Origin of the sequence: Microbacterium gorillae (assembly GCF_000826185.2) — a bacterium.
GTDB classification, from domain to species: Bacteria; Actinomycetota; Actinomycetes; order Actinomycetales; family Microbacteriaceae; genus Microbacterium; species Microbacterium gorillae.
Genome location: NZ_LN648874.1, coordinates 746,390 through 759,160, shown reverse-complemented (window position 1 = coordinate 759,160; position 12,771 = coordinate 746,390). Strand labels below are relative to the sequence as shown.

Genomic DNA, 12,771 nt, shown 5'->3' with positions numbered 1-12,771 from the left:
GTCCTAAGATTGAGAAGTTGCCCCGTTGGGCTGCCTGGGAGGGTGGTCTGGTGGGTGCGTCCGATCCTTGAGAACTCAACAGCGTGCACTTGTCAAATGCCAAATAACCTCGTCATCCCTTTTTTGGGGTGAGAGATTCCTTTGGATCAATTATATGGAAGTCAGTAATGACATCCTTTTTTGGTCAGTTTCAAACTCGCTTTCTTCTGGTCTTTTTCCGACTGGGAGTTATGCAACTGTTTTTCACGGAGAGTTTGATCCTGGCTCAGGATGAACGCTGGCGGCGTGCTTAACACATGCAAGTCGAACGGTGAAGCAGAGCTTGCTCTGTGGATCAGTGGCGAACGGGTGAGTAACACGTGAGCAACGTGCCCCAGACTCTGGGATAAGCGCTGGAAACGGCGTCTAATACTGGATACGAGTGGAGACGGCATCGTCATTCACTGGAAAGATTTTTCGGTCTGGGATCGGCTCGCGGCCTATCAGCTTGTTGGTGAGGTAATGGCTCACCAAGGCGTCGACGGGTAGCCGGCCTGAGAGGGTGACCGGCCACACTGGGACTGAGACACGGCCCAGACTCCTACGGGAGGCAGCAGTGGGGAATATTGCACAATGGGCGAAAGCCTGATGCAGCAACGCCGCGTGAGGGACGACGGCCTTCGGGTTGTAAACCTCTTTTAGCAGGGAAGAAGCGAAAGTGACGGTACCTGCAGAAAAAGCGCCGGCTAACTACGTGCCAGCAGCCGCGGTAATACGTAGGGCGCAAGCGTTATCCGGAATTATTGGGCGTAAAGAGCTCGTAGGCGGTTTGTCGCGTCTGCTGTGAAATCCCGAGGCTCAACCTCGGGCCTGCAGTGGGTACGGGCAGACTAGAGTGCGGTAGGGGAGATTGGAATTCCTGGTGTAGCGGTGGAATGCGCAGATATCAGGAGGAACACCGATGGCGAAGGCAGATCTCTGGGCCGTAACTGACGCTGAGGAGCGAAAGGGTGGGGAGCAAACAGGCTTAGATACCCTGGTAGTCCACCCCGTAAACGTTGGGAACTAGTTGTGGGGTCCTTTCCACGGATTCCGTGACGAAGCTAACGCATTAAGTTCCCCGCCTGGGGAGTACGGCCGCAAGGCTAAAACTCAAAGGAATTGACGGGGACCCGCACAAGCGGCGGAGCATGCGGATTAATTCGATGCAACGCGAAGAACCTTACCAAGGCTTGACATATTCGAGAACGCCCTAGAAATAGGGAACTCTTTGGACACTCGTTTACAGGTGGTGCATGGTTGTCGTCAGCTCGTGTCGTGAGATGTTGGGTTAAGTCCCGCAACGAGCGCAACCCTCGTTCTATGTTGCCAGCACGTAATGGTGGGAACTCATGGGATACCGCCGGGGTCAACTCGGAGGAAGGTGGGGATGACGTCAAATCATCATGCCCCTTATGTCTTGGGCTTCACGCATGCTACAATGGCCGGTACAAAGGGCTGCGATACCGTGAGGTGGAGCGAATCCCAAAAAGCCGGTCCCAGTTCGGATTGTAGTCTGCAACTCGACTACATGAAGTCGGAGTCGCTAGTAATCGCAGATCAGCAACGCTGCGGTGAATACGTTCCCGGGTCTTGTACACACCGCCCGTCAAGTCATGAAAGTCGGTAACACCTGAAGCCGGTGGCCTAACCCTTGTGGAGGGAGCCGTCGAAGGTGGGATCGGTAATTAGGACTAAGTCGTAACAAGGTAGCCGTACCGGAAGGTGCGGCTGGATCACCTCCTTTCTAAGGAGCATCTCAGTCCTTCGGGACTGCAGAGCCCAGTTCGAAGGCACACGTTCTTCGCTGGGAGCTCATGGGTGGAACATTTGACATGGCATCAGAACCAAGGGTTTCTGCTAGTACGCACTTCGGTGTTGGAACGTGGGGCCGGCGGGGCTGGTGCTTGCACGCTGTTGGGTCCTGAGGGACCGGACACCATGGCCTTCGGGTTGTGGGTTTGTACCTCTGGGCCTTCTTCGAGCCGGCGTGAGTCGGGGAGTGGAAGGTACCGCCCGTACTTTGAGAACTACACAGTGGACGCGAGCATCTTAAAGATGATCTGACCCTTCGGGGTCGATTGTTTTTGAAATATTTTTGGCCCTCACTTTTGTGGGGGTTGAGATTTCTTTAACTCATGTATTCAAGTCTTTAAGAGCAAACGGTGGATGCCTTGGCATCTGGAGCCGAAGAAGGACGTAGCAATCTGCGATAAGCCTCGGGGAACTGATAAGCAAGTTTTGATCCGAGGATGTCCGAATGGGGAAACCCCGCTGGGCGGCTTGCCGACCTAGTGACTCCCGCCTGAATATATAGGGCGGGTAGAGGGAACGTGGGGAAGTGAAACATCTCAGTACCCACAGGAAGAGAAAACAACCGTGATTCCGTGAGTAGTGGCGAGCGAAATCGGATCAGGCTAAACCTTGCGTGTGTGATAGCCGGCAGGCGTTGCATGCAGGGGGTTGCGGGACTTACCGGATTCTTCTGCCGAAGTTTCAACGTGACAGCAGCGTATAGACGAATGGTCTTGAAAGGCCAGTCATAGAGGGTGCCAACCCCGTAGTCGAAATGCGTGTGCTGGCGTGGTGAGTATCCCAAGTAGCACGGGGCCCGAGAAATCCCGTGTGAATCTGTCAGGACCACCTGATAAGCCTAAATACTCCCAGATGACCGATAGCGGACAAGTACCGTGAGGGAAAGGTGAAAAGTACCCCGGGAGGGGAGTGAAATAGTACCTGAAACCGTTTGCTTACAAACCGTTGGAGCACCCCTGGTAGGTGTGACAGCGTGCCTTTTGAAGAATGAGCCTGCGAGTTAGCGATACGTGGCGAGGTTAACCCGTGTGGGGTAGCCGTAGCGAAAGCGAGTCTGAATAGGGCGATTCAGTCGCGTGTCCTAGACCCGAAGCGAAGTGATCTATCCATGGCCAGGTTGAAGCGACGGTAAGACGTCGTGGAGGACCGAACCCACTTAGGTTGAAAACTGAGGGGATGAGCTGTGGATAGGGGTGAAAGGCCAATCAAACTTCGTGATAGCTGGTTCTCTCCGAAATGCATTTAGGTGCAGCGTTGCGTGTTTCTTGCCGGAGGTAGAGCTACTGGATGGCCGATGGGCCTCACCAGGTTACTGACGTCAGCCAAACTCCGAATGCCGGTAAGTGAGAGCGCAGCAGTGAGACTGTGGGGGATAAGCTTCATAGTCGAGAGGGAAACAACCCAGACCACCATCTAAGGTCCCTAAGCGCGTGCTAAGTGGAAAAGGATGTGGAGTTGCTCAGACAACCAGGAGGTTGGCTTAGAAGCAGCCACCCTTGAAAGAGTGCGTAATAGCTCACTGGTCAAGTGATTCCGCGCCGACAATGTAACGGGGCTCAAGCACGCCACCGAAGTTGTGGCATTGACATTATTGGTAGGCCTTCGTGGTCCAGCCGTGTTGATGGGTAGGAGAGCGTCGTGTGGCGAGTGAAGCGGCGGAGTGATCCAGCCGTGGACGCTACACGAGTGAGAATGCAGGCATGAGTAGCGAATGACGTGTGAGAAACACGTCCTCCGAAAGACCAAGGGTTCCAGGGTCAAGCTAATCTTCCCTGGGTAAGTCGGGACCTAAGGCGAGGCCGACAGGCGTAGTCGATGGACAACGGGTTGATATTCCCGTACCGGCGAAGAACCGCCCCAGTCAATCCAGTAGTGCTAAGTATCTGAATCCCAGTCACTGATCCCTTCGGGGTGACGGTCTGGGCCTAGCGTACGACCCCATTCTGGTGCGGCTAGCGTATTAACAGGTGTGACGCAGGAAGGTAGCCCAGCAGCGCGATGGTTGTCGCTGTGCAAGTGCGTAGGCCGAGAGATAGGCAAATCCGTCTCTCATCAAGGCTGAGACACGATGCGTATCAAGTGGGTGATCCTATGCTGCCAAGAAAAGCATCGACGCGAGGTTCCAGCCGCCCGTACCCCAAACCGACTCAGGTGGTCAGGTAGAGAATACCAAGGAGATCGAGAGAATCGTGGTTAAGGAACTCGGCAAAATGCCCCCGTAACTTCGGGAGAAGGGGGGCCACCCACTTATTAGGATTTACTCCGAAAGGGTGTGGTGGCCGCAGAGACCAGTGGGTAGCGACTGTTTATTAAAAACACAGGTCCGTGCCAAGTCGCAAGACGATGTATACGGACTGACGCCTGCCCGGTGCTGGAAGGTTAAGAGGACCGGTTAGCCGTAAGGCGAAGCTGAGAATTTAAGCCCCAGTAAACGGCGGTGGTAACTATAACCATCCTAAGGTAGCGAAATTCCTTGTCGGGTAAGTTCCGACCTGCACGAATGGCGTAACGACTTCCCAACTGTCTCAACCGCGAACTCGGCGAAATTGCAATACGAGTAAAGATGCTCGTTACGCGCAGCAGGACGGAAAGACCCCGTGACCTTTACTACAGCTTGGTATTGGTGTTTGGTGTGGCTTGTGTAGGATAGGTGGGAGACTGTGAAGCATTCACGCCAGTGAGTGTGGAGTCATTGTTGAAATACCACTCTGGTCACTCTGAATATCTAACTTCGAACCGTGATCCGGTTCAGGGACAGTGCCTGGTGGGTAGTTTAACTGGGGCGGTTGCCTCCCAAAAAGTAACGGAGGCGCCCAAAGGTTCCCTCAACCTGGTTGGCAATCAGGTGGCGAGTGTAAGTGCACAAGGGAGCTTGACTGTGAGACTGACAAGTCGAGCAGGGACGAAAGTCGGGACTAGTGATCCGGCAGTGGCTTGTGGAAGCGCTGTCGCTCAACGGATAAAAGGTACCTCGGGGATAACAGGCTGATCTTGCCCAAGAGTCCATATCGACGGCATGGTTTGGCACCTCGATGTCGGCTCGTCGCATCCTGGGGCTGGAGTAGGTCCCAAGGGTTGGGCTGTTCGCCCATTAAAGCGGTACGCGAGCTGGGTTTAGAACGTCGTGAGACAGTTCGGTCCCTATCCGCTGCGCGCGTAGGAAATTTGAGAGGATCTGACCCTAGTACGAGAGGACCGGGTTGGACGAACCTCTGGTGTGCCAGTTGTACTGCCAAGTGCACCGCTGGTTAGCTACGTTCGGGATGGATAACCGCTGAAAGCATCTAAGCGGGAAGCCGGCCTCAAGATGAGATTTCCATACCCTTCGGGGTGAGAGGCTCCCAGCCAGACTACTGGGTTGATAGGCCGGATGTGGAAGCGTGGCAACACGTGAAGCTGACCGGTACTAATAAGCCGATGACTTGATAACACTTTCATCCTGCGGATGATTCGCGTCCACTGAGTGGTTCTCGATGTACGGTCGAGAACACCACAAACGAACTGATCGTTTGTGGCTGAACGAACACATCAATAGTGTTTCGGCGGCCATAGCGAGAGGGAAACGCCTGGCCACATTCCGAACCCAGAAGCTAAGCCTCTCAGCGCCGATGGTACTGCAGGGGGGACCCTGTGGGAGAGTAGGACACCGCCGGACTTCCTTTAAACGAAAGCCCCGACCAACGCTGGTCGGGGCTTTCGTCGTTAACCCACACCCCACCCGGAATGACCACCGCGGACCCGCAGGTCACAACGCCGTGCCGTGCCTCGACGCCAAGAGGTGGGGCAGACCGCGATTCTTCGTCTCGTGCGGGTGAACCGGCCGGGTTCGCTGCCCACGGGCGGCGAAACAGGAGCGGACGAACGGCGCCAGGAGGCGGGTGCACGCGGGAATCTCGCGGGTGGGGGACGGGTAGAATGGACGGCATGCCCGCACCCAAACTCGCCACGTTTCCGGCGATCCGCGGAGCGCTGAAGTTCTACCAGGTCGCATCGATCATCACGGGGACCTTCCTGCTCCTGCTCTGCGCGGAGATGATCCTCAAGTACACCCCGATCCACCTCGAGCTGTTCGCCGGCGGGAAGGGCGGGTTCCTCTGGTTCGCCCCGGTCGTCGAGACCGCCAAGGGCCTGGAGTCCACGGGTGACGGGGTCAATCTCTCGCTGGCGATCCTCGTGGTCCACGGCTGGTTCTACGTCGTGTACCTGTTCGCCTGCTTCCGCATCTGGAGCCTGATGCGCTGGCCGTTCCTGCGGTTCATCCTGCTCGCGCTCGGCGGTGTCATCCCGTTCCTGTCGTTCATCATGGAGGTGCGCACCGCCCGCGACGTGCGCGCCTACCTCGCCCAACGCGAGGCCGCGGAGGCCGCTCCGTCCGATTCCCTCACCGCCACGGAAGGCAGCAAGTGACCGACAATCCCGAGACCGCTCAGCGGCCCGTCCTGGTCGTCGACTTCGGCGCCCAGTATGCGCAGCTGATCGCACGCCGCGTCCGCGAGGCGGGTGTCTACAGCGAGATCGTGCCGCACACCGTGACGGCCGACGAGGTCCGTGCGAAGAACCCCCTCGGACTGATCCTCTCCGGCGGACCGTCGTCCGTGTACGCCGACGGGGCGCCGCAGCTGGACACCGCCGTGTTCGACCTGGGTGTGCCCACACTCGGCATCTGCTACGGCTTCCAGTACATGGCGCAGAGCCTCGGCGGCGAGGTCGCCGCGACGGGCCAGCGCGAGTACGGCGCCACGGACGCGACGACATCGGCCGACAGCGTCATCCTCGATGGCGTCCCGACCGAGCAGAACGTCTGGATGAGCCATGGCGACTCCGTCGCGAAGGCGCCCGCGGGCTTCACCGTGAACGCCACCACGGCCGGCGCACCCGTCGCCGCGTTCAGCGACGATGAGCGCAAGTTCTACGGCGTGCAATGGCACCCGGAGGTCAAGCACTCCGCGCACGGTCAGAAGATCATCGAGAACTTCCTGCACAAGGCCGCGGGTCTGCCTGCGGACTGGAACAGTGGCAACGTCATCGCCGAACAGGTCGAGCGCATCCGCACGCAGGTCGGTTCCGCGCGCGTGCTGTCGGCGCTGTCCGGCGGCGTCGACTCCGCGGTGTCCACGGCTCTCGTGCACAAGGCCGTCGGCGATCAGCTCGTCGCGGTGTTCGTGGACCACGGACTGCTGCGCAAGGGCGAGCGGGAGCAGGTGGAGCAGGACTACGTCGCCTCCACCGGTGTGCGCCTGGTGACGGTCGACGCGCGTCAGCAGTTCCTCGACGCCCTGGCCGGCGTCAGCGACCCGGAGACCAAGCGGAAGATCATCGGTCGCGAGTTCATCCGCTCGTTCGAGAAGGTGCAGCGGGAACTCGTCGACGAGGCCAAGGAGGCCGGGGAGCCGATCAAGTTCCTCGTGCAGGGCACGCTGTATCCGGACGTCGTGGAATCCGGCGGCGGGTCCGGAACCGCGAACATCAAGAGCCACCACAACGTCGGTGGGCTGCCGGATGATCTGAAGTTCGAGCTCGTCGAGCCGCTGCGGACGCTGTTCAAGGACGAGGTGCGCGCCATCGGCCGCGAACTCGGCCTGCCCGAGGAGATCGTCTCGCGTCAGCCGTTCCCGGGTCCGGGACTCGGCATCCGCATCATCGGCGAAGTGACCCAGGACCGACTGGATCTGCTCCGGGACGCGGACGCGATCGCGCGCGAGGAGCTCACAGCCGCCGGCCTGGACAACGAGATCTGGCAGTGCCCGGTCGTGCTGCTCGCGGACGTCCGTTCCGTGGGCGTGCAGGGCGACGGGCGCACCTACGGTCACCCGATCGTGCTGCGTCCGGTCTCCAGCGAAGATGCGATGACGGCGGACTGGTCACGCCTGCCCTACGACGTGCTGTCCAAGATCTCCAACCGCATCACCAACGAGGTGCGCGACGTCAACCGCGTCGTTCTGGATGTGACCTCCAAGCCCCCGGGGACCATCGAGTGGGAGTGATCCCCGACGCGTCGAAGCACCTGACCGCCCGCGCGGCCGGGTGCTTCGTGCTCGCTTCCCGCCTCATCCCGGACCTCGACGGCGGCTTCGCGCGTGCCGTGCTGGCGCGCGCCGCCGACCTCCGCGCCGCGGGTGTGGACGCGGTGCTGCTGACCGTCGATCCGGGCTCCCGCGCCGATCATGACGCGCACCGCGCCGAATTCGTCCGCCGCGGAGCACTGGCGGCCCCCGAGCTGCTGCGGAACCTCTTCGATGAGGCGGTCGCGGACCCGGCGTGGCTGCGGGCGGCGGCGAAGCCGGGAGAGCGGGCCGAGCGGATCGAGTACCGGCAGATCATCGACGCGGACGGCCGCGTGATCCTGGAGCTGCCGGTGATCGCCGGCAACCCGGACTGGCATCTGTCCGAGGCAGCCGTGGTGGTGCACGCCGCCGATGGTGCGGTCGCGGGCGTGCTGGCCGGTTTCGGCGGACTGTACCGCGCGTGGCTCTCGCACGTCATCGGCTCTGATGAGGCCGTGGTGCTGGTCGAGGCGCGTCAGCTCGGTGAGCTCCTGGTGGACTGGGACTCATCTGCCCGCCTCGTGCACACGGTGCACACCTCCCACCTCGGTGCGCCGTACACTCCGGACGCCCCGATGCTTCCGCTGTGGCAGCGGTTCTTCGACGTCGCCGGACGGTACGACGCCGTGCTGTGGCCGACGGCCCGGCAGCGCGACGACGTCATCGCACGCTTCGGTGCCGACCGCGTGGATGCCGTGGTGCCGAACGGCGTCGCGCTGGTCGACACCCCGCGACCGGCGGCGGAACGCTCCGCACATCGGGCGGTCATGGTGAACCGGCTCGCGCCGGGCAAGCGCATCGACCACGCGCTCCGGGTGTGGCGGCGAGTCGTGGACGAACTGCCCGATGCCGTCCTGGACATCTACGGCGAGGGCCCGGCGCGCGCGGAGATCGAGCGGCACATCGATGAGCTCGGGCTGTCCGAGTCCGTCGTGCTGCACGGCGTCGTCGCGGATCCGGACGCGGTGCTCGACGACCCCGCGGTGCTGCTGCTGACCACCGCGTACGAGGGACAGGGGCTGGCCGTGCTCGAGGCGCTCGCGCACGGGACGCCGGTGATCTCATACGACGTGCGGTACGGGCCGTCCGCGTCGCTCGCGTCCGGTGGGGGAGTGCTGGTGCCGTCCGGGGACGAGGACGCCTTCGCGGCGGCCGTGCTGCGCGTGTTGCGCGACGACGAGCTTCGGACGCGCCTGTCGGTGGAGGCGTTCGCCGCCGCCGCGGAGAACGCCCGTCCGGTGCAGGCGCAACGCCTTCTCGCGGCCATCGACGACGTCCTGTCCCACCCCCGCCGTCGCTGACGTTCCGGCGTCCGCCGTGACGCGGTGGGCTGGTCCGCGCAACGACTGAACGCCCGCCCCGGCCGTCGCCACGGCGTCGGCGCCTGCTGTCCGTTTGCTCAGCCGGCCAGAGCCGCCAGGCCGTGATTGCGAAGAGCCACGAAACGTCTGAGCCGGTGTCGTGTCCGAGGCCGGCGGGTCAGGCGAGCCCGGTTACCGGTACGCCGATCCAGTCGGCGAGATCCTGGATCTCGGCGCGGATCATCTCCTGCTCCTCCGCCTCCAGCGGCAGCAGCTCGTGCAGCGCGTTGACGCGCAAGGTCTGCTTGTCCTTGCTGAGCTCGGCATCCAGCAGAGCGACGAAACGATCACCGACGAGGATCGGGTGCGCGAAGTACCCGTACCGGCGCTGCGCCTTCGGCTTGAACTGCTCGAGGACGTACTCGAACTCGAACAGCTCGATCAGGCGCGGGCGGTCGCGGAGCATCGTGTCGTACGGGTTCAAGATGACGACCCGGCCCCCGGGATCATCGCCCAACGCGGAAACGGCTTCCGGATCGACGCGGTAGGTCCAGCTCGAACCCTCGACCTTCGCCGTCTCGCCGGCCAGCCCGACACCGCTGTAGGCGGAGTTCTGCCGAGCGATGCCGACCGCCCGCAGCCGCTCCTCGTCCCACCGCTGCTCAGCATCGGCCAGGGTGAGCCTCTCGGCCGGTTCCGGATAGACCCGTTCGGCGAGGTCCCACAGACGGGTGCGGCCCTCGCGTCCGGCCACGGCCACATCCCCCATGCGCTGGAGGACCTCGAGCATGCGCGGCACCTGGGTGGAGCCGTACCAGCCGGAGTCGTTGTCGCGCTGCACCTGCGAAGTGTCGTCGATGTCACCGGCCTTCAGCGGCCCGTCGGACCTCAGCCGCGCGAGGATGTCGTCACGGAAGCCGGCGTTCGCCTCGGCCCACTCGCGTGTGCGGCCGAACAGATTGTGCATCCCCAGCAGAGGGCGCAGCAGTGGCAGGACGCTCATCGGTCGGATCGTGCCGTCGTACTCGAACAGCAACCGGTCATCGTCCAGGGCCTTGGTCAGCTGTCCCGGTTCGTAGGACCACCCGATGCGCGACCAGAGCATGGTGTGCTCGCACGGTGCCACGACCGCCGTCGGATCGACCTTGAGGAAGCCGAGCTGCTCGGTCACCTCCACGACGTCGCCGGGTCGATCCGCGTCCAGCAGTTGCGCCCGCACCGCGATGCGGCGCGCCTCCTCAAGGGTGAGCCGGATCGTCATGCGCTCACCCTACGCCGCCCCTGCGACGTCCCGGGAACGACGAAGGGCCGTCCCGATGGGGACGGCCCTTCGTGGCGGGGAAGCGTCAGTTGCTGCGCGCGATCGCGATGATCCGCAGGATCTCGATGTAGAGCCAGACGACGGTGACCATGATGCCGAAGCCGCCGTACCAGCCCATCACGCGGGGAGCGCCGTTGCGCACGCCCTGCTGGATGCCGTCGAAGTCGAGCACCAGCGAGTACGCGGCCATGATGACCACGAGCACACCGATGATGAGACCCAGCGGGATGCCCATGATCTTGGCGCTGTAGAGGCCGAACGTCTGCTCGGCGCTCAGCACGCCCGTCCACATCAGCGCGATGTTGACCAGCTGGAAGACCAGGTAGCCGATCATCGCGATGAGGACGATCTTGGTCATCCGCTTGGATGCGCGGATCTTGCCGGATGCGAACAGGGCCAGCGTCACCGCCACCACGGCGAGGGTCGCCAGCGTGGCCTGCATGACCACACCGGGCCAGAGGCGCTCGAAGAACGCCGAGATGGCGCCGACGAACACGCCCTCGAAGGCGGCGTAGAGGAAGATCAGCGGCGGACGGACCTTCTTGCGCGAGGTGAAGGTGATCACCATCGCGAGGACGAATCCACCGAGCGCGCCCACGAGCCACGGCACCATGGACACGCCGTGCGTGGCCTGGGCGGGGCTCAGCACACCACCGGTGGTCCACAGCCAGCCACCGACCGCGGCCACCAGGAGGATGCCGAACAGGCCGGCCGTCTTCCAGACGGTGTCCTCGACCGTCATCCGACCGGTCTCGAGCGAGCCGGCCGGAGGAGCCGTGTACATGCCCTCCATGTTGGCGCTCACCGCGGCGTTCTGCGCGGCGGTGGCCCCGGCGGCCCACTGCGCGTTCTGGCCGGTCTGCTGCTGGTCGTACGGGTTGTTGGCCACGTACTTGCCGTTGATGACGTATCCGCCCTGCTGGGCCTGCGGCGCAGCGGGCGGCGGGGTCAGGCTGGTCGCCTGCTGGCCGCCCGGATAGGTCTGGGCTGCTCGGGGGTCCTGCCCGAACGCCGAATTGTTGAAGATCGGGTTTCGTAGGGCCATGGCTCGCTCACGCTCCAAAGTCGTCGTGTGTCTCAGACACCTTTGCACCAGAATAGTGCGTCCCGCCGGTCCGATCCTGTGTTTCTCCAAGGGCGGAAGGCTGACTCGGCCCGGCGGACGGGTGGTCATGAGCGGCTAGCATGGCCCGCGTGCCACCTCGCTTCCCCCTCGTGATCGGACACCGGGGAGCGCCCGGCTACCGACCGGAGCATTCCCGCTCCTCCTATGACCTCGCGCTGGAGTTCGGGGTCGATCTCGTTGAACCGGACGTGGTCGTCTCACGCGACGGCGTCCTCGTGGTGCGGCATGAGAATGAGATCTCCGCAACGACCGACGTCGCCGACCGTCCGGAGTTCGCGGACCGTCGCACAGAGCGCGTCGTCGACGGTCAGAAGCTGGAGGGGTGGTTCACCGAGGACTTCACCTGGGCGGAGCTGTCCACGCTCCGTTGCCGCGAGCGGATCCCGCAGCTGCGACCGCGAAGTGCCTCCTTCGATGATCACCAGCCGATCCTTCGGCTGCGGGACGTGCTGGAGATCGTCCGCACCGCCTCCTTCGAGCAGGGACGCGAGATCGGTGTGGTGGTGGAGATCAAGCACGCCACCCACTTCGCCGCGATCGGGCTGGACCAGGTCCCGTTGCTGCTGGCGGATCTGGCCGAAGCAGGATGGGACCGGGGTGCCTGGCCGCTCGTGGTCGAGTCGTTCGAGCAGTCCGTGCTCACCCGGCTGCAAGCGGCGGGACTCGCCGCGACATACGTCTACCTGCTGGAGGCGGCCGGAACCGCGCACGATCTGCTCGTCCGGGACGGCAGCGCGGCGGAGTCGTACGCGACGCAGTTGACGCCGGCGGGGCTGGATCGCCTCGCCGCGGAGGTGGACGGCATCAGCCTCGACAAGCGGACGATCCTCGCGCCCGATCGGCTCGGACGGCCGACCGGACCGGCTCCGGTCGTCGCGGACGCGCACGAGCGCGGTCTTCGCGTGTTCACCTGGACCGCGCGTCCGGAGAACAGGTTCCTGCTGCGGTCGTTTCGCACCGGTTCCGCGGCTGAGCACGGTGACTACGCCGCGGAATGGTCGATCCTTCGCGACGCCGGCGTCGACGGGGTCTTCGTCGATCACGCGGACCTCGGCGTCGAGTTCTTCCGCTCCTGAACGGCTCGGGGTCGGCGACCCATGGTTGGATCGAATCTGCGCGAAAGCGCCCTGTCCCCGGGAGAAGCAC

Annotated in this window: 6 protein-coding genes and 3 rRNA genes; 7 read left to right on the top strand and 2 right to left on the bottom strand. The window is 62.8% G+C overall.

Annotation, left to right across the window (positions count from 1 at the left end):
• Positions 1 to 242: 242 nt before the first annotated feature.
• The 6 genes from BN1193_RS09480 to BN1193_RS09455 all read left to right on the top strand — a co-directional run bounded on the left by BN1193_RS09480 (position 243) and on the right by BN1193_RS09455 (position 9,178).
• Positions 243 to 1,765: ribosomal RNA gene (locus tag BN1193_RS09480) — 16S ribosomal RNA — on the top strand.
• 395 nt (positions 1,766 to 2,160) lie between these two features.
• Positions 2,161 to 5,263: ribosomal RNA gene (locus BN1193_RS09475) — 23S ribosomal RNA — on the top strand.
• 108 nt (positions 5,264 to 5,371) lie between these two features.
• A 5S ribosomal RNA gene (gene rrf / locus BN1193_RS09470) occupies positions 5,372 to 5,488 on the top strand.
• Together the 16S, 23S and 5S rRNA genes form the textbook arrangement of a ribosomal RNA operon.
• A gap of 269 nt (positions 5,489 to 5,757) precedes the next feature.
• Positions 5,758 to 6,240, top strand: coding sequence for a DUF3817 domain-containing protein (locus BN1193_RS09465; protein ID WP_040165978.1), 483 nt, complete (start codon positions 5,758 to 5,760; stop codon positions 6,238 to 6,240).
• Positions 6,237 to 7,817, top strand: coding sequence for a glutamine-hydrolyzing GMP synthase (gene guaA, locus BN1193_RS09460; RefSeq protein ID WP_040165938.1), 1,581 nt, complete (start codon positions 6,237 to 6,239; stop codon positions 7,815 to 7,817). The genes BN1193_RS09465 and guaA overlap by 4 nt, the downstream gene beginning before the upstream one ends.
• Positions 7,814 to 9,178 carry a glycosyltransferase gene (locus BN1193_RS09455; protein WP_230206463.1) on the top strand — a complete coding sequence of 455 codons (1,365 nt, stop codon included), beginning with the start codon at positions 7,814 to 7,816 and terminating at the stop codon, positions 9,176 to 9,178. The genes guaA and BN1193_RS09455 overlap by 4 nt, the downstream gene beginning before the upstream one ends.
• A 178-nt stretch (positions 9,179 to 9,356) precedes the next feature.
• Here the strand turns inward: BN1193_RS09455 and BN1193_RS09450 are convergent, their stop codons facing one another.
• Positions 9,357 to 10,439, bottom strand: coding sequence for a DNA glycosylase AlkZ-like family protein (locus BN1193_RS09450; protein WP_040165936.1), 1,083 nt, complete (start codon positions 10,437 to 10,439; stop codon positions 9,357 to 9,359).
• An 85-nt stretch (positions 10,440 to 10,524) separates the two neighbouring features.
• Positions 10,525 to 11,544 carry a Bax inhibitor-1/YccA family protein gene (locus BN1193_RS09445; protein WP_094770404.1) on the bottom strand — a complete coding sequence of 340 codons (1,020 nt, stop codon included), beginning with the start codon at positions 11,542 to 11,544 and terminating at the stop codon, positions 10,525 to 10,527.
• Positions 11,545 to 11,684: 140 nt separating this feature from the next.
• On the opposite strand from BN1193_RS09445, the gene BN1193_RS09440 reads away from it, so the two are divergent.
• Positions 11,685 to 12,701, top strand: a complete 1,017-nt coding sequence (locus BN1193_RS09440; protein ID WP_040165934.1) for a glycerophosphodiester phosphodiesterase family protein — start codon at positions 11,685 to 11,687, stop codon at positions 12,699 to 12,701.
• Positions 12,702 to 12,771: the final 70 nt, after the last annotated feature.

What these genes read in the sequence shown, in the direction of transcription:
- BN1193_RS09440 (WP_040165934.1), top strand. Translation starts at nt 11,685, where the DNA reads ATGGCCCGCGTGCCACCTCGCTTCCCCCTCGTGATCGGACACCGGGGA.
- BN1193_RS09450 (WP_040165936.1), bottom strand. Translation starts at nt 10,439, where the DNA reads ATGACGATCCGGCTCACCCTTGAGGAGGCGCGCCGCATCGCGGTGCGG.
- BN1193_RS09465 (WP_040165978.1), top strand. Translation starts at nt 5,758, where the DNA reads ATGCCCGCACCCAAACTCGCCACGTTTCCGGCGATCCGCGGAGCGCTG.
- BN1193_RS09445 (WP_094770404.1), bottom strand. Translation starts at nt 11,544, where the DNA reads ATGGCCCTACGAAACCCGATCTTCAACAATTCGGCGTTCGGGCAGGAC.